Raw genomic sequence first — 20,264 nt, 5'->3', positions numbered from 1 at the left:
GAATCAACCGGACGGCCGAAACAGGCGGAACGGACGGAGTAGCCGACCGCCGACCGTGCGAACGAGGTTTCGGACGAACGCGACGCCGCCCATCTCGTCCTCGTTGATGGTGTAGCCGTTTCCGGCTCGCTCGATCGGTCCAGGCTCGCCGTGGTACTTAAGAAGGCGCTCGAAGTCGTCCTCGGTGAGTCCCGTTCGCGACTGGATCTCCTCGGCGGTGAGCGGCCGGTCGGCCTCACGGAGTTCCTCGAGCAGCCAGCGGTTGTGCTCGCCGATGAGAAACACCTCCCGTTTCGAGACGTCGTCATCGTCGTCGGTTCTGCCGGAAGCGGCGTCTCCGCGTCGCCACCGGTCGACGCCGTCGAGGCAGATCCACGCGCCGACCGCGAGGAACCCGCTCCCGACCGGGCCGTTGCCGCCCCGTAACTGCACGACGCCCGCGGCGACGGCGAACCCGCCGAACGCGACCCCGGCGAGACCGGGATGGATGTCGAGTCTGTCGAGGGCGGGTTCCGCGAGCGGTGATACGAGAACGACCACGAGCAAGACGCCGATCGCGTCCGCACCGACGCCGAGGACGCCGAGGACGGCGACGAGCGCCAGCGCTCCGACGACGTCGCTCGTCTCGAACCGGTCGCGGAGCAGGGACGCGATTCCTCGAGCCATTTGTCACCCGTTCAAGACGTCCGCCGATAAAAATATCGGTCGCTTGAGCGAACGACCCTACGGCGTAATCGAACGTTCCTACCCGAGCGAAAGCCGTCGCGAACGCGAAATTTTATAGGTGAGTCTCGGTATCATTCACCATGGATCTTACAGATGTTGGCTCATCAGCCCTGAAGGGCAACGTTGTAAAGCTATTCGACGAGACGGCGTCGCTCCACGGGGACGAGCAGGCGATGGAACACCACGGCGAGCGCACGACTCACGCCGAACTCCGGGAGCGGACGGCGTCGTTCGCCGGCGGCCTCCACGATCTCGGACTCGAGCCGGACGATCGACTGCTGCTCTTCTTGCCGAACTGTCCGGAGTTTCTCGTCGCCTCGCTGGGCGCGTTCAGGGCCGGCGTCGTTATCTCGCCGGTCAACCCCCAGTACAAGCGCCGCGAGGTCGCCTATCAACTCGAGAACACGGAGGCGAAGGCGATCGTCACCCATCCGGCGCTCCGGACGGTCGTCGATCAGGCCGTCGAGGACGCCGATCGAGCGGTCGAGGTCATCACGGTCTCGAGCGAGCACATGGACCGCGATCCTGACGATCACTTCTTCGAGGACGTTCGTGGGGCGGAGACGGTAGTCGAGCGCGCGGACGACGACGTCGCCTTGCTCCCCTACACCTCTGGGACGACCGGCGATCCGAAGGGCGTCCGGCTCACCCACCGAAACACTCGAGCGCAACTGAACTGGACGCTGTCGACCTCGAACGTCGACATCGATCCAGAGGACGTTCGGAGCCTCATCTGGCTGCCGCTGTACCACATCACCGGCTTCACCCACACCGCCTTGCAGCCCCTCGTCGGCGGCGGAAGCTGCTACTTCCGGAGCGCCCTCGAGTGGGACGCCCGGGAGTGTCTACGGCTCATCGAGGACGAAGAGATCACCCACTTCGTCGGCGTGACGACGATGTACGCCGACATGGTCGACAGCGACGCGTTCGGCGAGTACGACGTGACGAGCCTCGAGTCGACCTCCGAGGGCGGCGCGAAGCTCTCGGCGGCCGTTCAGGAGCGCTTCGAGGAGACCGCCGGCGTCGATATCTCCGAGGGGTACGGACTCACGGAAACGCACGGCGCGACCCACACGCAGACCGGATCGTCGTTCGGCCTGCGACACGGGACGATCGGTCAGCCGCTGCGGATGACCGACTGCAAGATCGTCGACGACGGCGGCGAGGAGGTGCCGCCGGGCGAGGAGGGGGAACTCCTCGTGCGCGGGCCACAGGTCATGACGGGCTACCACGAGATGCCCGGCGCGACCGAGCGGGCGTTTACCGACCTCGGCTACTTCCGAACCGGCGACATCGCCCGTCGCGACGGGACCAACTACTACGAGATCGTCGACCGGAAAAAGCACATGATCAACACCGCCGGCTACAACGTCTATCCGAGCGAACTCGAGAACCTGCTGCTGGAACACGAAGCCGTCGCCGACGCCGCGGTGATCGGAATCCCGGACGAGCGGCGCAACGAGGTTCCCAAAGCGTTCGTCGTCCCCGCGGGCGGAGCCGAGGCCGATGAGGACATCACCGGCGAGGGGATCAAAGCGTACTGCCTCGAGCGCGTCGCCGGCTACAAACACCCGCGCGAGGTCGAGATCATCGACGAACTGCCGCGGACGACCAGCGGGAAGATCCAGAAGTACAAACTCGAGGAGCGAGGCGAAGGCGGGTCGTAGCCGGCGACGAGACCGGCTAGTTTTTCAGCCGTTGCGGACGCAGTTGGCGTATGGGTTCAGATCTGACGTTGCCCCGGACGCCGATCGAGTACTACATGCTCGGCCTCGCGCTCGTCGTCGCCAACGTGTTCGTGTTGCTCATAACCGGTCACCAGGTCCTGGCTGCGGTCGCGATGGGGCTGTTCTACGGCCTCGCGATGGCGCTTGTCGTCGTTCTTCTCACGGTCGGCTGGCAGGCACTCCGCGGCAAAGACGCCGCAGAATAGGCGGATACAGGGCCGCCAGGCGGTCCCGGTGCGCGATCGGTTCACGTCGTCCGATAGTATCGCGCGCCGTCTTCGGTATCGTGGGCTACCGACCCCCGATTTTCGAGCGTCCCGAGTGCACCCAGCGTGTCCAGTACGGGCGCGATGTAGCGAACGCTTCCGGCCCGCTCTTTCGCCACGGCGAGCGGCGTCGCGGGTTCGATCGCCGCGAGCGCCGCCTCGGTCTCCCCGAGCAGGGTATCGAGTCGGTTGCGGGTGAGTTCGACGACCCGGTGGGGGTTCTCGAACGCGGGTCCGTGGCCGGGGAAGCCGTGCGTCGCCGTCGTCTCGAACAATCGGTCCATCGCGTCGTAGTAGCGATCGACGCCGTCGTAGGCGCCCCGATCGATCCCGACGTGGAACGCGCCGGCACGGAAGGGTTCGATGAGCGCGTCACCGGAGAACAGCACCGTCGTCCCCTCGAGTTCCGTCTCGAAGCTCAGATGGTCGATTTCGTGGCCCGGCGTCTCGACCGGCGTGAACTCCCGGTCGCCGACCGAAAACGCGGTTTCCGGCGCGATCGGTCGGGTGGCCTCGGTACCGAGCAATCCTCGATGCCGCCGGAACGACTCGAGTTCGCCGTCGACGATCTCTTCGAGGTCTCCGCCGGAATAGCCCGTCGAGACGGCCGTTTCGCGGACGGTCGAGCGGACCGCGTCCGGATCTCGCTCGAGTCGCTCGAGTGCGGCCGCCGGCGCGTGAACCGTCGCACCGGCCGCACGAAGCGTCGGGACTTGCCCCAGGTGGTCGCTGTGGGCGTGCGTTACCAGCACGTGTTCGATGTCAGCGAGCGCGTACCCCTCCCGTTCGAGGCCGTCCTCGAGCGCTTCCTCGCCCGCGTCGGTCGGCGTCCCCGCGTCGACCAGAATCGGTTCTGGACCGTCGATCACGTACGCCGCGACGTGTTTCGGAGGCCACGGCACGTCGAACTCGAGGCGATGGACCGTCGAAAAGACGCGGTCGCCCCGGCGGCAGCCACCGGTGTCGGTGTTCATCGTCCCGAGAACGACCGTCGAGAACCGTGAATGTTACTCTCTCTGCAGGGTTTTCGCCGGGAAATCCCCACCGCAGCGCGCGCGGAAGTTGACAAGACTTAATGGACACACGCGGTTACGGTACGGTAATGGCTTTTGAGGACCTGCTCGAGGATCCGGTTATCCAGAAGTACTTACACGAGCTGGTCGGTCCCAAGGGGATGCCCGTCGCGGCAGCGCCGCCGGACGGGGAAGTGACCGACGAGGAGCTCTCGGAGGAACTGGACCTCGAGTTGAACGACGTGCGGCGCGCGCTGTTTATCCTGTACGAAAACGACCTCGCCACCTATCGGCGGCTGCGCGACGAGGACTCGGGGTGGCTCACCTACCTCTGGACCTTCGAGTACGACAACATCCCCGAGAACTTAGAGGAGGAGATGTACCGGCTTCACGAGGCCTTAGCGGATCGTCGGGAGTACGAGCGCAACCACGAGTTCTACCTCTGTGAGATCTGTTCCATCCGCTTCGAGTTCGGCGAAGCGATGGACTTCGGCTTCGAGTGTCCCGAGTGTGGCTCGCCCCTCGAATCGATGGACAACGACCGACTCGTTAACGCGATGGACGACCGCCTCGACTCCCTCGAGGACGAACTCAACATCGACGTGGACGCCTGATGGTCGTACTCGCAACCAAACTGTACGTCGAGGGCGACGCCCGCGAACGGTCGCTGGATTCGCTCCGATCGCTCATCGATAACGAACTCGGCGAACTCGACGTCGAGTTCGAACTCGGCGTCCGCCACGACGACTTTCCGTCCGTAACGATCGAGGGTGAAGACGCCACCGTCGCACGAAACGTCCTCCGCGAGGAGTTCGGCGAGATCGTCCCCGACCTCGAGTCCGGCGAAACGTACGTCGGCACGCTCGAGTCCTGGGACGAAGACGGGATCGTCCTCGACGCGGGACAGGACAAGGGCGTCCGGATTTCGACCGACGAACTCGGACTCGGCCAGGGATCGGCGATCCAGATCCGCGAGCGATACGGGCTGGTCCAGCACATGCCGTTGCGGTTCGTCTACGGCGGCGACGGGGACCCATCGCGCCTCGCCGAGGAAGAACAGGACCGACTCTACGACTGGACCCGCGGCGACGGCCGACTCAACGTCAACAGCGCCACCCGCGCGGAAGTTCGGGCGACGCTCAACCGTGCCGGTCACGCGCAGGACTACGTCACCGTCGAGCGAATCGGGCTGCTCGAGCAGAGCGTGATCTGTACCGAAGATACCGACCCGCCGGGATTGCTCGCGAGCGTCGGCGAGTACCTCCCGGCGGAGCTTCGCTGCGTTGTTCCGTAACATGAATCGTCGGCTCGTTCTCGCGGTGGTCGCGGTCGGGTTGCTCGTCGGGGTAGCCGGCTGCTCGACGTTCTTCGGCGGCATCTCCGACGAGGAACTCGACCGCGAACAGGAGTACGGCGATCTGCGGGACAGCGACGCCGACGTCGCCATCGATATCGACAGCGGCAGTCTGATCAGCGATGGCGAGTTCCGTGCGGTCTACAACCTGGAAGAGCAGGACGAACTGTCGTTGTACCGGTCGAACCTCTACAGTGATGAGGCCCTCGACATCCACAGCGTCCGCTACTGGTACCCCAACGGGACCGAACTGACGGGCTCGGAGCTGAACATCGATCAGAGCGATACGAGTACCGAGGTCCGCGTTCCGAACGAGAACGGAACGATCGCGTTTTCGGGCGATGCCGGGCGCAATACGTTTAGCCTGCCGGCCTACGTCGAGGGCTCGTACGAGGTGACGATCCCCGAGGGCCACCGGACGTCGAACTTCCTGTTCGGTGACGCGAGCCCGAACGGCTACGAGCGGGAGATCGTCGATAACCAGGAACGCCTGACGTGGGAGGAAGTAGACAGCACCATCTCACTGCGGTACTATCTCACTCGCGATATCCCGCTGTTCGTGGGGTTAGTCGGAACCGTCGCCCTGCTCGGCGGTGCCGGCGCTGTCTACTACTACCGTCAGATCAAGCAACTCCGGGAGCGGCGCGAGGAGATGGGATTAGATGTCGAGATGGACGACGATTCCGACAACGGACCGCCGGGTATGGGGTAATTTTAGGCTGCAGTCGACGGCCGTTCCCGGTCGAATCGAGACCGCCGTTCCGTTGCGGAGACGGCTTAGCCGTGAATCGCCCGCTCGTCCAGCCAGATGACGTCGTCGTCGCCGATCTCGAGGTAACCCCTGACGTGAGGCAGGTGCGTCCCCGTCCGAGTCGGCTCGAGGCGATCCGGACGGATCGTTCGCGCGGCGTCGACGTCGTCGACGAGCCACCCGTAGTAGGAACCGTCGGCGTCAGTGGCGGTGAATATGAGCAGTTTCGGCTCGTCGATTCGGGTCGTCGTTCGGGCGGCGGCGGTAAATGCCCGCGGGAGGTCGACGACGCGAACGCGCTCACCGGCAACCGAGACCGAGCCCGCGTTCCACGGGTCGTCGGCCGTTGCAACGGATCGATCGGCCGTCACGCCAACGACGGATGCAACGGACGCTGCGCCGACACAGTAGCGTTTCCCGCCCAGTGTGAACGTGAGAACGGTCGCACGGTCGGCGGCGTCATCGTCGTCGCGGTCTACGCCCGATGCCATTCTGGTGCGTAATTCAATTGGGATCGAATAACGATTTCGGAGGCGGGGATCCGACGGCGATCGGTTCCAGAACGTGTAAAAAGGCGCTCAGTTCTCGAGGAACGGGGTCGCTCGCGGGAGTCAATGTTTTAATGGTGGAACTTGAGACACGAATAGGAACATGGGCCCGGATCTTTCCGAAAAACTTCTCGGAATCGACATCGGCGGTGCTGACAACCGGACACGTCGGGACGCAGACGGAACGAACGAAAACGAGGAGGAACGCAAGCGGTTCGTCTTCTTCGAGGTGGCTACCCACCGACTCGCCGTTCCGGTCGAGACTGTCGACACGCTCGCCGAAGTCCCCGAGGAGTTAACGCGGGTCCCGCGAACCCCAGCAGCTATCGACGGGATGGTCGATCTGCGCGGAGAGGTCACTGCAGTGATCGATCCCACCGTCCACTTCCCGAGCAACGAACCCGTGGATCGGGACCGTCGAGAGCGCCTTCTCGTGCTCGATCGCTCGAGCGACCAGCAGTCCGCGGCGATTCGGGTCGACGGCGTGATCGGTGTCAAGACGGTTCCCGAAAGCGACGTTCTCGACGAAGCGACCGTCGAAGATCGGGACCTCTCCGGCGACGCGCTCGAACACCCGCTCGTCGTCGCGCTAATCGAGCGAGAGCGTGAGTCCGACACCGATGCCGGTGCGGCCGTCGCTACGAACCAGTCGGGATCAACTGCCGTTTTCGGAGCCGGGACCGAAGCCGACGGTGCCACGATGATGGCATCCTCACAGCGGGGCGCTCCCGGCGACGCCGTCGGGACTCCCTTCGAAGTCGACGCGACGGAAGCGGAGTCGAACGACGACGAGGCGGACTCGACTCGGGAGATCGTCGTCGAGGTGACTCCAGTGGTTGACGTCGAGACGTTCTTGTTAGCATCTGGACAGCGAGAACCGCAAGAATAGCGAGAACACCGCAGATGGACGATCGCAATGTCCGCTTTGAGAGGCGTCTGTCCCCCGTATTCAGCGTTTATCACGAATGATAATCGAGAGACAGCATTTATGGTAGTTGTATTTCTATCAGCGGTTGGTGTACTACTGAATGTCGACAGGGGTGCTTATCGTGGACGACTCTCATTTTATGCGTAACTTACTGGGCCAAATTTTGGAACAGGATTATCGCATTCTCGGAGAGGCGTCCAACGGCGCCGAAGCAGTCAAACTGTACAAAGAACACGACCCCGATATCGTCATGATGGACATCGTGATGCCCAAGTGCAACGGGATCAAGGCGACCGCGGCGATCAAGAAGATCGACCCGGACGCGCGGGTCATCATGTGTACGAGTGTCGGGCAACGTGAAAAAATGAAACTCGCCGTGAAAGCTGGCGCTGACGGCTACGTGACGAAACCGTTCGAAGAGCCCAGCGTCAGAAAGGCCCTCTCAGACGTCGTTGCGGCATGACGAGAGTACTCGTTGTCGACGACTCGAGGTTTATGCGGACAGTCATCGGCAACGCGCTCACCGAGGCCGGCTACGACGTCGAGACGGCAACGAACGGCTCGGACGCCATCGAAACTGCGGTGGCGTCCGACCCCGACATCATCACGATGGACGTCGAAATGCCCGAAGTGGGGGGTATCGACGCCGTCGAGCGCATTATGACGAGGAATCCGACGCTAATCCTCATGCTCAGCGTTCATACCGACCGGGGTACGGAAGCGACCCTCGACGCGCTCGAGCGTGGGGCCGTCGACTTCCTCCACAAGCCCGACGGCTCGGATTCGCGGACCGTCACCCATCTCATCGACGACGTCGTCGAGAAGGTCGCCGAACTCGCGAACGCGAACGTTTCGTCGGCCGCGCTCGCACGCGCCACTGCGTCCGCGTACGCGGCGCGATCGGAATCGGCGAGGACGGGATCGTTGGACAGATCTCAATCCAGGCGAAAACCGACCGACCGAGCCGTCGTCGGAGCCGGACGCGGGGCTCGAGGTGACACTGAGACGAGTGCCGGATCGACGACGGTGCAGCCGGGTGGTCCGTCGCTCGAGAGTCGGACCGAAGTCGAGAGTGAACGTCCGAGCGGAACTGTCGGCGACGAGCAACCGGTCGATCTCGGAGGTTACGCGGATAATCCGACCGTCGTCCTCGGTGCCTCGACCGGCGGGCCGAAGATCGTCGAGCGGGTGTTCGAGCACCTGCCGGCCGACCTCGATGCCAAGGTACTCGTCGTCCAGCACATGCCATCGGGCTTTACCGAGCGCTTTGCGGACCGGCTCGATGCACACAGCCAGTACGACGTCAGCGAAGCGGCGGACGGCGACGCGATCCGTCCAGGCGAGGCAGCGGTCGCGCCGGGTGGTTCCCACCTCGAGGTGGTAAGCAACATCGGCGGGCGGCTCCGGCTCCGTCTCGACGACGGCGACCGGATTCACGGCGTTCGACCGGCGATCGACGTCACGATGCGGACGGCCGCCCGGCACGTCGGCGACCCGCTCTGTGGCGTCGTCCTGACCGGAATGGGACGCGACGGCGCGGCCGGAATCGAGGCGATCAAGGCCGCAAGCGGGCACACCATCGCACAGGACGAAGCGACGAGTCCGGTCTTTGGCATCCCCCGTCAGGCGATTGAAACGGGCTGTGTCGACGACATCGCGCCGGCCCCGAAGCTGGTCGAGACGATCGTCGATGCGTTCGACACGGACGGTGAGACCGATGACTGATTATTTGAGCGACTTCGTACAGGAGAGCGAGGAACGAATTACGGAGCTGAACAACGCGTTGCTCACCTTAGAGCGCGAGCCGACGAACGACGAGGCGATGGAGAGTATCTTCCGCGTCGCACACACGCTCAAGAGCAACTGTGGTGCCATGGGACTCGAGCCGGCGAGCGACCTCGCACACGCGATCGAGGACCTCCTCGATGCCGTCCGCACGGATGACCTCGAGGTGACGCCCGAACTGATGGACGTGATCTTCGATGGCGTCGACGAACTCGAGACGATGATCGAGGAGGTCGACGCCGAAGGCGAGATCGAAACCGATCCGTCGGCGACGATCACGGCCCTTCGCGAGCACCTCGAGACCCGGACCGAATCGGATTCGATTACGCCGCCCACCGCGGCGGCGATCGACACCGTTCTCGAGCGATTCGAGCCGCCGGCGGACGACGAGCACGACGCCTATCTGGTCCGGCTATCCATCGCAGCCAGCGAGGACGGCGGGGACAGCAAGGGCGCGCTCGTCGTCGATGCCCTGGTCGATGCGTTCGATCTGATCGGGACCGAGCCGCCGCGTTCCGATATCGAAGCCGACGAGTACGACGGTCACTTCGACGCCGTCTTCGGCAGCGCGGTCGGTGAAGCCGCCATCTCCGCCGGACTCGAGCCAGTCGAAGAGGTGGCCGACTTCGAACTCGTCAACGTCACCGATCGATTCGACAGCCTCGTCGACGCGTCGGCCGAAGTCGACGTGGAGCCGTCCACTGAGTCCGACACCGCGGAGCCCGGCGAGAACATCTCGTCGGACGAGGCTCAGGATCTCGAGGTCGACGAACTGCTCGACGAGTTCGAGGAGTTCGACAACCTGGACGAGATGGTCGAGGACGTCGAAGACGACGAACTCGAGATGTTCGATAACATGGGCGATGCCGGCTCGTTCGACGACCTGCTGGAAGCGGAAGACGCGGCGCTCGAGGAAGCGGACGAATCGGCGACCGACTCGCCCGTCGACGACGTCGGTGCCGACGCCGAGCCGGCAGATGCGGCCTCGGAACCGGCAGCCGCCGAGGACGACGTCGACGACGCGAACGCCGTCTTCAACGAACTCAAAGACGAAGTCGAGATGGTCGGTTTCGACGAACTCCAGGACGAACTCGACGAACTCGAGTTCGACGAGTTCGATAACGACGACGAAGTCGACATGGACGACCTCATCGGTGACGACATCGATGTCCACGACGACTCGTTCTTCGACGACGGGGAGCCATCCGAGGCAGTCGTCGACGACACCGTCGTCGATACGGACGGCGAGCCCGAATCGGAGCCGCCGGCGGAGACACCGGCCCGCGAGGCCGAGGAAGTGCCGACGGACGAATCCGAGACGGACGCTCTCGGGGGAGAACCGGACGCCGGATCGGACGATTCCGACGAGCCGGTCGACGAGTCGCCGACGCCGGGGTCGGAAACACCGCCCGGAGACGAATCGGTAGCCGGCACCGAGTTGGACGCGGAATCCGGCCTCGAGTCGGATGAAGCGGCGATCGACGAGCAGTCGACGGACGATGCCGAATCGACTGCCGAAACGGAGCAATCGTCGGGAGAGACGGCAGCCGAATCGGCTACACCGACCGAAACCGCAGACGCTGCCGAGAACGACCCCCTCGAGTCGTCAGCGGACACCGAGGATGGGGCGCTCGAACCGGATGCAGCGGACGGGAGCACGGCGGTTACCAACGACGACTCGATGCCGGCCCCGCGGGACGTCGAATCCGAAGCCGTCGACGACAGTGGTGACGGACTCGAGGGTACCGACGACGCCAGTGGCGAACCTGGAACCGTCGAAGCGGGCGGGAGCGAAATCGACACCGGCACTGACGAAGCTGACGACCGCACCGAGGACGGGGCGTTCGAGAGCCCATTCGACGACGGAACCGATGATTCCGCGGACGGCGGAGCCGCCGAGATCGGGTCCGAGGACGAGTTCGGAACGGCACTCGAAGCGGAGTTCGATCCGACGGCCTCGTTCGATGACGACTCGATCGAGGCGTCGTTTACCGACGATTCGGCCGACGAATCGTTCGATATCGACGAGTTCGATGACGTCACCGAGTTCACGGAGCCCGATGACGACGGGGTTAGCGACACCGCGGCCGAGATCGACGGCTTCGAAGACGCGTTCGACGACGTAGACCTCGACAACGCATTCGACGACGACTTCGCCACCGGCGACGGCTTCGATACGGACTCACCGGCGTCCTCGAGTACGAGCGCGTCCTCGGAGTCGTTCGGTGACGACGCAGTCGAGACGAATACCGACGACGACGCCGACGTTATTCGCCGAATCGACGAACCGACGTTCGACGTTCCGGAACTCACGATTCCGGAGCCGAGCGACCGGCCCGACGCCGACGAACAGACTGACGAAATCCAGTCGGTCAGAGTCGACGTCGACCAGATCGACTCGCTGCTCACGCTCATGGAAGGGCTGGTCACGAGTCGCGTTCGCCTCCGTCACGCGGTCACCGAAGGCGAGGACCGCTCCGCGCTCGAGGCGGAACTGGACGATCTGTCCGAGCTGACGACGGACCTCCAGGAGACGGTGATGGACGTTCGGCTCGTGCCGTTGCGGACGGTGACGAATCGACTTCCTCGCGTCGTCCGCGACATCTCGCGGGACCAAGACAAGGACGTAACCTTCGAGGTGACCGGCGAGGACGTCGAACTCGACCGGAGCATCCTCGACCGGATCGGCGACCCGCTGATCCACCTGGTCCGCAACGCCGTCGATCACGGTATCGAGCCGCCCGAAGAGCGCGAGGCTGCTGAAAAGCCCTGCGACGGAGCCATCGAAGTCCACGCGGATCGATCGCGCGATCGGGTGACGATCACCGTCGCCGACGACGGTAGCGGACTCGATCCCGACCGACTTCGATCCGAGGCGCTCGAGTCCGACGTCCTCACCGAGGACGAAGCGGCCGACTTATCGGACGACAAGGCCTACGACCTCATCTTCCACCCCGGTCTCTCGACGACCGAGGAGGTGACCGACGTCAGCGGTCGCGGCGTCGGGATGGACGTCGTCAAGCGAACGATCGAGGACCTCGAGGGGACGGTCTCCATCGACAGCGAGGCCGGCGAGGGAACGACCGTCACGATGACGCTCCCGGTGTCGGTTGCCATCGACGACATTCTCTTCATCGAGAGCGGCGGCGAGGAGTTCGGCGTTCCAACCAAGACCGTACTGGATATCGGACCGGCCGACAGGCTGGAGACGGTCGACGGCGAACGAGTGCTCGCCGACGCCAACGACGAGTATCCCGTCATCGAACTCGACGACGCCCTCGAGACGCCTCGAGCGGGCGCTACCGACGACGGGATGGTCGTCAGAATCCGCGGCGAGGTTCGGCCGGTCGCGTTACACTGCGGTCACGTTCACGGCCAACAGGAGGTCGTCGTCAAGCCCTTCGAAGGCTTCATGAGCGACATTCCCGGGCTGAGCGGCGCAACGGTACGGGGACGGGGGGAAGTAGTCAACATCCTTGACGTGACGACATTATGATAATGAACGAACACCCACACCCACGGAGAAATCTATGACGCTACAGGTTGACATTCGAAAGCTGAGTTTCATCAACGAAATGGCAAAGGTCGGAACGAACGGCGTCGCCGACAACATGAGTAAACTGACGGGCGAAAACGCACAGATGGAGGTGACGAAGACGAACTTCATCGACGTCGACGACATCGAGTCACAGCTCGACAGCGGCAAACGCGTCGGCGTTCGCGTCCGGCTACTCGATCCACCACACGGACACATCCTCATCCTCTTTCCCGAGGCGAGCGCGAAGAAGATCACGGCGATCATGCTTCGCGATGTCGTCGACGACATGTCGGACGTCTCGGGCAAGATGGCCAGAAGTGCCGTCGAAGAGATGGGGAACATGATGGCGAGTGGCTTCATCGACGGCTGGGCCGACGTGCTCGGGCGTGCGATCGACATCGCGGCCCCACAGCTCGTCTACGCACAGACGGGGGAAGTCGTCACTCGAACGGCCGGTCTCGGCGGCGACGATCTTGCGCTGTTCTTCGATTCGGATCTGACCGTTCCGAGCTATCAGATCGAGGCCGAAATTTACGCGTTTCCCGACCTCGAAGAGTTCGTCGAGATGGTCAACGGAATCGAAGTTCAGACCGCATGAAACTCGACGTCAACGCACTCGGAACGTTCTACCGAATGGCCCGGGAAGGAGCGGGGCTGGCTGCCGGTCGCCTCACCCACATGACCGGCGTCGAGACCCAGGTCGGCGTGACGAAACTCAACTTCATGCGGGGCCGCGAAATCCGGCGCGACTTCGAGGATTCGGCGGAGAAAGTCGCCGTCAGGGTCAAACTAACCGGTGCTATCGAGGGCTACTCGATGGTCGTCTTCGATCGCGAGAACGCGCTCCGGGTCGTCGAAACGCTGCTCGCGGAGTCGGACTCCGACGACGTCTGCATCGACGTTACCGGAGGCGAGTTCACCGAAATGACCCAGAGCGCCGCGACCGAAGTCGGTCACATCATGAACAGCGGGTTCATCGACGGCTGGGCCGATGTCCTCGAGACCGCGATCGACGTTTCGACGCCCGAGTTCGTCGAAGGGGAGTCCGCCGAGTCCTTTTTCGACGACATTGACGAGGCACCCGACGGCGACGACCTGGCACTGCTCTTCCAGAGTCAGATCGAAACCGTCGGTACCGAAGTTGGGTTCAGTCACTACCTCTTCCCGAAGCGGGAGTCGATGTCGTCGCTGCTCGGCCAGCTCCGAACCAGCGGCGGTATCGAGTACGACAAACTCGACGGCTTCGACCGGATGGCCGAACGCGGCGCAGAGGAGGTCGCCAAAACGGCGACCACGCTGACCGGAATCGACACCAGCATCGAGATTCGACGCCTGAACTTCGTCTCGCTCGAGGCGATCCCCGAACAGGTCGCAGACGAGACGCTCGTCGGCGTCGCCTTCGAGTTCGACGGGATGCCAAGCGGCTATCTCCTCTTCCTGTTCGACGAGGAGTCGGCCCACGAAATCGTCGACGCGATGGTTCCCATGGAGGTCGACGAAGACGGCTTCGGCGAGATGGGGACGAGCGCCATCACGGAACTGGGCAACATCATGGCGAGTGGCTTCCTCGACGGCTGGGCGAACGTACTCGACACGACGATCGATCACTCGACGCCGGAGTTCATCCACGACATCGGTGCCGCAGCCGTCGATCCCGTCATTATTCAACTCGGCGAGAATCAGGACTTCGCGTTCGTCTTCGACACCATCGTCGTGGCCGACGGTCGGGAGTTCGACTGCGAAGTGTACGCGATTCCCGACGAAGACGATCTCGAGCGTGCGCTGAACAACCTCGACGTCGACCGGATCGAGGAGACGCCGACGACGGCCGAGTTTCAGGAACTCGATAGCACATGAAGACGTACGGAAGCGAACCGGGCGCACCGACGCCGGTCCAGGTCGGCATCTCCGAACTGGTCGTCAGCGAGGGCGACGACACGCTCAAATCCTACGGGCTGGGATCGTGTCTCGCGATCGCGCTGTACGATCCGAAAAGCGATATCGGAGGACTCGCGCATATTATGCTCCCGGACGGGGACGCGGCCGAAAACAGCGACCGCAAACCCGGAAAGTACGCCGACACCGCGATCCGAGCGCTCCTCCGACGGATGGTCGAACAGGGGGCCAACTACACCACCGTCGAAGCGAAAGTCGCCGGCGGCAGCGACATGTTCGAGTTCGAAAGCTTCGACGAGGGGGTCGGCCAGCGAAACATCGCCGCGGCCAAAGCGGAACTCGAGAAACTCGGCGTACCGCTCGTCGCCGAAGACGTCGGCGGTGAGTACGGTCGAACCGTCGAGTTTACGCCGGAGTCGGGAACCCTCGTGGTCAAAACGGCCGCCAGAAGCGCTGAAAACGGAGTGACGGAGCTGTGACCGACGGCAGTTTTGACGAACTCCTCGCGTTCGTCGAGGACGAACTGGCGTTCGCGACGAGCCACTACAACGACAGCTATCTCGACCGGCGCATCTCTTCGCGCATGCGCCGAACGCAAAACGAGACGTACGCGGCGTATTTCGACTACCTGCGGGCCGACGCCGACGAGCAGACGGCGCTCCTCGAGGCGATGAGCATCAACGTCACCGGCTTCTTTCGCAACCCCGAGGTCTGGACGGGAATCCGTGAGGTCCTCCGATCGCTCACAGCAACCAACGAGACCGTCCGCGTCTGGAGCGCCGCGTGTGCGGACGGCCGCGAGCCGTACTCGGTGGCGATGCTCGCCCACGACGACCCCGATATCGACGAGTCCGCCGTCCAGATCCACGGTACCGACATCAGCGAACCGGCGCTCGAGACGGCTCGAGGGGGCGTCTACGAGGAACCTCGAACCGTCGATCTGACCGACCAACTCGAGTTTCTCGACGACTACACCGCGTACGTCGAGCGAGACGGCAGGACCTACCGGATCAAACGGCAGATCGTGCGATCCGTCGCGTTCGAACGCCACGACCTCATCAACGACGAGCCCAAGACGGGGTTCGATCTGGTCATCTGTCGGAACCTGTTCATCTACATCGACAACGAGTACAAACAGCCGATGTTACGCACGATCGCACGCTCACTCCGGCAGCGCGGCTACCTCGTTATCGGCAAGGCCGAGACGATTCCACCGGCGCTCAAGTCCGCATTTACCGTTCGTGACACCCACCTCCGAATCTACCGCCGAGAAGCGAAGGAAACGAACAGTCTCACTCGAGAACAGTCGGGATCGAACTCCTGACCGTCGCGCTTCAGGACGGCCACCCGGAGATCGTTCCGCCGAGTGAGAGATACACGGACGCTTACATACCGGTACACCGAACACCACCGTGAGATGAGTGCACTCGACCTCGACGCGTTCGTGACCCGGTCTCGGGTTGTCGCCGACTCCGCACCGCCCACGACGGGTCGGGAAACGCGTGCCTGGCTGGTCGATCCCTTCCTCGAGACGCTGGGCTGGGACCGCCACGCCGACTCGTGCGTGTCCGATACGACGATCGACGGAACGAAACTCGAGTACGTCTGCTCGGTCGATGGGATTCCCGCCCTGTTCGTCGCCGTCGATCCCTTCGACGAGTCGCTGGACAAATCCCGCGCCGTAGCGCTGCTCGAGACGATGGCGTGGACGGGAATCGATCGAGCGATCTACACCAACGGTCGAGACTACCTCCTGCTCGCCGGCACCACCGACGCCGAGCGCCTCGCCTGTCGGCTCCCGTCGCTTCCGGACCACGAATCGGCCATCGCCCACTACTCTCGCGAAGCCGTCGCCCGCCACCTCGAGCGCCACTCCCGTGCGTTCGTCGCTCGCCAACTCGCCGTCGATCGGGCGTCACTCCTCGATTCGATCGTCGCGACGCTCGTGGACGCGACCGAACAGGGAGCGGCCTACGAGGCGGAGTTCGAGGCCGCAGCCAGCCGGTTTCTCGAGCAACTCGTCGCGTCGTTCGCCGACGATGGGCGCGGCCAACCGGTCGCCGAACTCGAGGACGGGGAGGCGTCGGACGTCTCGATACAGTTTTCCGAAACCGACGTTTCGGGCGAGGAGGGAGACCACGTCGAGCCGTGGTCGGAATCGCCGGACGTCGGATACACGGACCCCGACGAGCCGAGCGAGTCGGCCGCCTCCGAATCGACCGCGACAGCACGGTCCTCCGAGACGGACTCGAGCCCCGCCGCCGAAAACGAGTCCCGTACCGAAACCGACAGGGGTGGCGATGCACCGGAGCCCACGCCGGAAGACGGCGATGTAGACGAGCGAAGCGCCCCGACCGCCGAGTCGGAGGACGACGACGAGTACGTCGTCCGCTTTTTCAACGACCGCGGCTCGATCGGTGCGATCGGCCACTCGAACGCCGACCAGGCGCTCTTCCAGACCGCGGAGTACCTCTTCGGTCAGGGTCTCTCGGGCGTGACCGTTCCGTGGAGCCCCAACGACGCAGACGGATCGCGGGCCGTGCTGAACGACTCGCCGACACACGCCGACGGAACGCCGATGACCGCGCCACAGCCGCTCTCGAACGGGCTGTATCTCGAGACCGGCGGTGAGACGACCGATCGCGCCGCCCGAGTCGAAGCGCTGGTCGCTCGAGCAGGGTTACGAGCGATGCTAACCGGCGACTGGGAGACGGAATAAGCTGTCGCGGTCAGTACTCGATGTCGACTTCGACGATAGTGACGACGACCTGCCCGGAGTCATCGTCGAAGTCGCACGTTCCGGCATCACCGTCCCAATCCCAGTCCGCACCATCGCTACTCTCGGTCTCGAGTATCGACTCCCACGCGTCGTTGTAGGCGGTATCCGCGTCTTCGATCTCGATGGAAACGTTGTCCTTGTCACTGTACACCGCACTACTGCGGTTTTCGACGGACATCGTAAACCCGAGTCCGCTACTGCTCTGTATCGATCGGTCGTCCGCCGAGATTGCGACGAGGGAGATCGTTGCGGCGTTCTCGCCACACGTTATCCGTGGCCGCTTGCGGACCAGACTCCAGTCTTCGGAGTCGTCCGCTCGAACGAGGCCACCGCCTTCGTACGCGATTTTGTCGCCGTCCGACGTGTACGTGAACTCGCCTAGGTCGACCGTCGCGCCGTCACCGTACCCGGAGAAGCGATCATCATCGGTCCCGATCGGATCGTCCTCGCCGTCGAGAGTGATGTCAATCTTCGTTCCGTCGGCCCCGGTGCTGACAGTTCCGTCTCGCAACGAGAGTTCGCCGTAGCGCTGGTTGACGCCGTTGTGCCCCAGGACGTCGTTGAAGTTGTCCGCGAGCGCGTCCATCGCCCGCTCGGCGTTGACGAGTTGCTCGGTTTCCTGATAGTCGCCCATCGCCTGGAATCCGGTCACGTACAGCAGTCCAACCGATCCGAGTATCATCGCGAAAACGAGAATGAACGCGATCACTTCGGAGACCCCGCGGTCGTCAGCCCACGAGACCGTCGCGGGTCCGGTTCGTCGGTCGATCATCGATCGGCCTCCGTAATTTCGATCTCGTTTCCATCGTCGGCACTGTCGTACGCGATCTCGATCGTACCACCCGCTACCGAATTCCCACTTCCGGAGACGCCCCCGTCGATCGCAACTGGCACGTAGACCGTCACGTCGATCTCCTGTGCCGTTAGCCGTATACAGGGGGTTTCCGAATCGGCAAGCAGATGCGAGCCTTCGCTGCAGGCGTCGTCGTCCCTGTCCAACAGTTCGACGGTGTACTGGGAGTTCGCGATCGTTCGCGGATGCTCGGCACTGATCATTGCGTCCTCGCTCTCGTTCCCGATCTGATCGACGTTCGCGATCTCTCCGGCCAGACGCTCGCCGACGGTCTCGAGCGCGGTCCGGGCCGATCTATCGGTTTCCGACTCCAACAGCGTGCTTCCGCTCATCAACAACATCGCGATGAGGATCGTGGCGATTCCGATCGTCAGGACGTGCGTGAGTGCGATCGACACCCCGCGGTCCGTTTCGTGTCGATTTCCGATCATAGTGGGCATGTAGCTTCGATCGTCCGCTCCTGTTCGTAACTGAGATCGTGGGAATCGACAGTTATCGTGATGTTTACGTTGTGAATTTCGGTGGGAGTGGCAAAATCACCGTTAACGTCAATGTCACTGATATTGACGGCTGTCGGTGACGACTGTGCTTGCGCCCTCCGATACCGGTCGGTAAACACACTAACGTTCTCTTCGACCTGATCCTCGGTTGCATTCCCTCCCTCGAGTTGCACGAGCAAACAGCCGATGCCCTGTTCGATCTCGAGTTCAGTTGCGTCGGCAGCGCTTGCACTCTGACTCGTCGACCCGGACGACAGTGTCTCGGTGTAGAGGACGCCGTTAAAGACGACGACGACGCCGAGAATGATAAACGCGAGCGCGATCGCACCGACGAGGATAACCTGTCCTCTGTCGCGTCGATCGCTCTCGGGTGACCGGTCGCGCTCCCTCCGATCTCGAATACTATCAGTTACCATACTGCGACGCGCACCTCCACGACATTGTACACCACGGAGTCATCGTCTTCACTGGTTCCTGGGGGGATCGGATAGCTGTCAGTATCATCTGGATCGTGAACATCCCGAAGCGCGCCAGCACTTCCCGGAGCCGTTACCGTGTCGTTCTCGAATAGCGTAACCGTGTAACTCGCTGTCACCGCCTCCGACTCGCCTTGATAGACGAGGTACGTACTGTTCTCGGTGTCGAACTCACCGCTCTCGTTTTGATAGACGAGCTCGATATTGTAGCTCAGTCCGCGGTCCGTCAGCCGATGTGAGAGGATCTCTCCGAGAACGAACTCGTTGTAGAGTTCGGTGTACGCCGATCCGTTGTAGTAGCCCGGCACCGAATCGTCCTCGCTCGCATTGTAGAACTCGTTCTCCTCATCGTCCCAGTATCGGACCATCTTCGAAAGGTCCCCGTCGTCCTCGTCCGCCGTCGCAGCGACGACCAGCGCGTCCTGCGTCTCCTGTTGAATCTGCGATTGGACCGTCCGGTCCGCGAGTCCACCGGTCGTCGGCGTGATAACGACGGACTGCATCGCGAGCAGGAGCGCCATCAGGACGACCATCGCACTGATGAACCCCTCGAGCGTGTAGGCCTGTCCGCGGTCGGTACTGGATTTAGGGCTGATTCTAGACATGGTCACCAGACCCTCACAACAAGTCTGTATGCCGAACGTTCCTCGCCGTCAGGACCGTCGCCCTCGAACGTCACGATTCGTGCCGAACTGGCCGCCGACTGGTTGTTGTACTCCACGCCGACCGTCAACTCGTCGTCGACCGGCCCGCTCTCGTTGAGGTGTTCGATACTCACGTTCACCTGGTCGCCGACAGTTCGGAGTCCGACGAGGTCATCGAGGTCATCGTCCGCAACCGACCCGAAATCGGATTCGTTGAACGTGTTCGGTCCCTGGTCGGTCGAGAGATTGTGTACCAACCGATCCGCGATCCGATCCGCCTGCGCCGTCTGCCCGCCGCTGACCGACGAGTCGAACGGCGTCAGGATCGTCGGCAGGAACGAGAAGACGAAGGCGACGGCCAGGATGAACACCCCGATTCCGACGACGAAATCGTGGGTGGTCTGGCCGCGCTCACGCAGCGAGATCGAAACCGTCCGCCGACGTCGGCCACGACCGTGTCGGTGTTGCTCTCGAGCCATC

22 protein-coding genes are annotated in these 20,264 nt (G+C 63.3%); 14 read left to right on the top strand and 8 right to left on the bottom strand.

Translation table 11 applies throughout. From position 1 onward, the window contains the following. Window positions 1–3: 3 nt before the first annotated feature. Window positions 4–666 carry a hypothetical protein gene (locus tag DWB23_RS08070; protein WP_121742313.1) on the bottom strand — a complete coding sequence of 221 codons (663 nt, stop codon included), beginning with the start codon at window positions 664–666 and terminating at the stop codon, window positions 4–6. Window positions 667–806: 140 nt separating this feature from the next. Here DWB23_RS08070 and DWB23_RS08065 point away from each other — a divergent pair, with 140 nt between their 5' ends. Further along, on the top strand, window positions 807–2,393 hold the full coding sequence (locus tag DWB23_RS08065) for a class I adenylate-forming enzyme family protein (protein ID WP_121742312.1): 1,587 nt from the start codon (window positions 807–809) through the stop codon (window positions 2,391–2,393). 50 nt (window positions 2,394–2,443) lie between these two features. Next, window positions 2,444–2,659, top strand: a complete 216-nt coding sequence (locus DWB23_RS08060; protein WP_121742311.1) for a hypothetical protein — start codon at window positions 2,444–2,446, stop codon at window positions 2,657–2,659. Window positions 2,660–2,700: 41 nt separating this feature from the next. Here DWB23_RS08060 and DWB23_RS08055 read toward each other — a convergent pair whose 3' ends face one another. Then, complete coding sequence (locus DWB23_RS08055; protein WP_121742310.1) at window positions 2,701–3,693, bottom strand: MBL fold metallo-hydrolase; 993 nt, start codon at window positions 3,691–3,693, stop codon at window positions 2,701–2,703. Between the two features lie 128 nt (window positions 3,694–3,821). Here DWB23_RS08055 and DWB23_RS08050 point away from each other — a divergent pair, with 128 nt between their 5' ends. From DWB23_RS08050 to DWB23_RS08040, 3 genes are read left to right on the top strand one after another with little or no spacing between them, the layout of a single operon-like run. Then, a complete protein-coding gene (locus DWB23_RS08050) occupies window positions 3,822–4,346 on the top strand; it encodes a transcription factor (RefSeq protein ID WP_121742309.1) in 525 nt (174 codons plus the stop codon). Continuing rightward, the gene (locus DWB23_RS08045; RefSeq protein WP_121742308.1) at window positions 4,346–5,026 is read left to right on the top strand and encodes a DUF2110 family protein; all 681 of its coding nucleotides are present in this window, start codon (window positions 4,346–4,348) and stop codon (window positions 5,024–5,026) included. Before DWB23_RS08050 ends, DWB23_RS08045 begins: the two co-directional genes overlap by 1 nt. Before the next feature lies 1 nt (window position 5,027). Then, window positions 5,028–5,798: a DUF5803 family protein gene (locus DWB23_RS08040; RefSeq protein WP_121742307.1), complete on the top strand. Its 771-nt coding sequence runs from the start codon at window positions 5,028–5,030 to the stop codon at window positions 5,796–5,798. A 65-nt stretch (window positions 5,799–5,863) separates the two neighbouring features. On the opposite strand, the gene DWB23_RS08035 is transcribed toward DWB23_RS08040, so the two are convergent. Further along, window positions 5,864–6,328: a chemotaxis protein CheW gene (locus DWB23_RS08035; protein WP_121742306.1), complete on the bottom strand. Its 465-nt coding sequence runs from the start codon at window positions 6,326–6,328 to the stop codon at window positions 5,864–5,866. Window positions 6,329–6,488: 160 nt separating this feature from the next. On the opposite strand from DWB23_RS08035, the gene DWB23_RS08030 reads away from it, so the two are divergent. The 9 genes from DWB23_RS08030 (at window position 6,489) to DWB23_RS07990 (ending at window position 17,251) form a co-directional block, all read left to right on the top strand. Then, complete coding sequence (locus DWB23_RS08030) at window positions 6,489–7,274, top strand: chemotaxis protein CheW (protein ID WP_121742305.1); 786 nt, start codon at window positions 6,489–6,491, stop codon at window positions 7,272–7,274. Window positions 7,275–7,413: 139 nt separating this feature from the next. Continuing rightward, window positions 7,414–7,776 carry a chemotaxis protein CheY gene (gene cheY, locus DWB23_RS08025; RefSeq protein WP_121742304.1) on the top strand — a complete coding sequence of 121 codons (363 nt, stop codon included), beginning with the start codon at window positions 7,414–7,416 and terminating at the stop codon, window positions 7,774–7,776. After that, complete coding sequence (gene cheB, locus DWB23_RS08020; protein ID WP_121742303.1) at window positions 7,773–9,038, top strand: chemotaxis-specific protein-glutamate methyltransferase CheB; 1,266 nt, start codon at window positions 7,773–7,775, stop codon at window positions 9,036–9,038. Before cheY ends, cheB begins: the two co-directional genes overlap by 4 nt. Then, entirely contained in the window at window positions 9,031–12,594 is a 3,564-nt protein-coding gene (locus tag DWB23_RS08015) for an Hpt domain-containing protein (protein ID WP_121742302.1), read from the top strand. Before cheB ends, DWB23_RS08015 begins: the two co-directional genes overlap by 8 nt. A 34-nt stretch (window positions 12,595–12,628) precedes the next feature. Then, window positions 12,629–13,234: a chemotaxis protein CheC gene (locus DWB23_RS08010; RefSeq protein WP_121742301.1), complete on the top strand. Its 606-nt coding sequence runs from the start codon at window positions 12,629–12,631 to the stop codon at window positions 13,232–13,234. Continuing rightward, on the top strand, window positions 13,231–14,493 hold the full coding sequence (locus DWB23_RS08005; RefSeq protein ID WP_121742300.1) for a chemotaxis protein CheC: 1,263 nt from the start codon (window positions 13,231–13,233) through the stop codon (window positions 14,491–14,493). The genes DWB23_RS08010 and DWB23_RS08005 overlap by 4 nt, the downstream gene beginning before the upstream one ends. Continuing rightward, window positions 14,490–15,011, top strand: a complete 522-nt coding sequence (locus DWB23_RS08000; protein ID WP_121742299.1) for a chemotaxis protein CheD — start codon at window positions 14,490–14,492, stop codon at window positions 15,009–15,011. Before DWB23_RS08005 ends, DWB23_RS08000 begins: the two co-directional genes overlap by 4 nt. Further along, a complete protein-coding gene (locus DWB23_RS07995) occupies window positions 15,008–15,856 on the top strand; it encodes a CheR family methyltransferase (RefSeq protein ID WP_121742298.1) in 849 nt (282 codons plus the stop codon). Before DWB23_RS08000 ends, DWB23_RS07995 begins: the two co-directional genes overlap by 4 nt. 93 nt (window positions 15,857–15,949) lie before the next feature. Next, a complete protein-coding gene (locus DWB23_RS07990) occupies window positions 15,950–17,251 on the top strand; it encodes a hypothetical protein (protein WP_121742297.1) in 1,302 nt (433 codons plus the stop codon). A gap of 10 nt (window positions 17,252–17,261) precedes the next feature. On the opposite strand, the gene DWB23_RS07985 is transcribed toward DWB23_RS07990, so the two are convergent. From DWB23_RS07985 to DWB23_RS07965, 5 genes are read right to left on the bottom strand one after another with little or no spacing between them, the layout of a single operon-like run. Next, a complete protein-coding gene (locus tag DWB23_RS07985) occupies window positions 17,262–18,083 on the bottom strand; it encodes a DUF7289 family protein (RefSeq protein WP_121742296.1) in 822 nt (273 codons plus the stop codon). Continuing rightward, a complete protein-coding gene (locus DWB23_RS07980; protein ID WP_121742295.1) occupies window positions 18,080–18,595 on the bottom strand; it encodes a DUF7266 family protein in 516 nt (171 codons plus the stop codon). Before DWB23_RS07980 ends, DWB23_RS07985 begins: the two co-directional genes overlap by 4 nt. After that, entirely contained in the window at window positions 18,592–19,080 is a 489-nt protein-coding gene (locus DWB23_RS07975) for a hypothetical protein (protein WP_121742294.1), read from the bottom strand. The genes DWB23_RS07980 and DWB23_RS07975 overlap by 4 nt, the downstream gene beginning before the upstream one ends. Beyond that, window positions 19,074–19,745 (bottom strand): DUF7288 family protein, encoded by a 672-nt coding sequence (locus DWB23_RS07970; protein WP_121742293.1) that lies wholly within the window; start codon window positions 19,743–19,745, stop codon window positions 19,074–19,076. The genes DWB23_RS07975 and DWB23_RS07970 overlap by 7 nt, the downstream gene beginning before the upstream one ends. 2 nt (window positions 19,746–19,747) lie before the next feature. Next, a complete protein-coding gene (locus DWB23_RS07965) occupies window positions 19,748–20,263 on the bottom strand; it encodes a DUF7287 family protein (RefSeq protein WP_121742292.1) in 516 nt (171 codons plus the stop codon). Window position 20,264 lies beyond the last annotated feature (1 nt).

The sequence above is a fragment of the Natronorubrum halophilum genome, assembly GCF_003670115.1.
Taxonomy (GTDB): domain Archaea; phylum Halobacteriota; class Halobacteria; order Halobacteriales; family Natrialbaceae; genus Natronorubrum; species Natronorubrum halophilum.
This window is presented reverse-complemented; position numbering and strand designations above follow the sequence as displayed.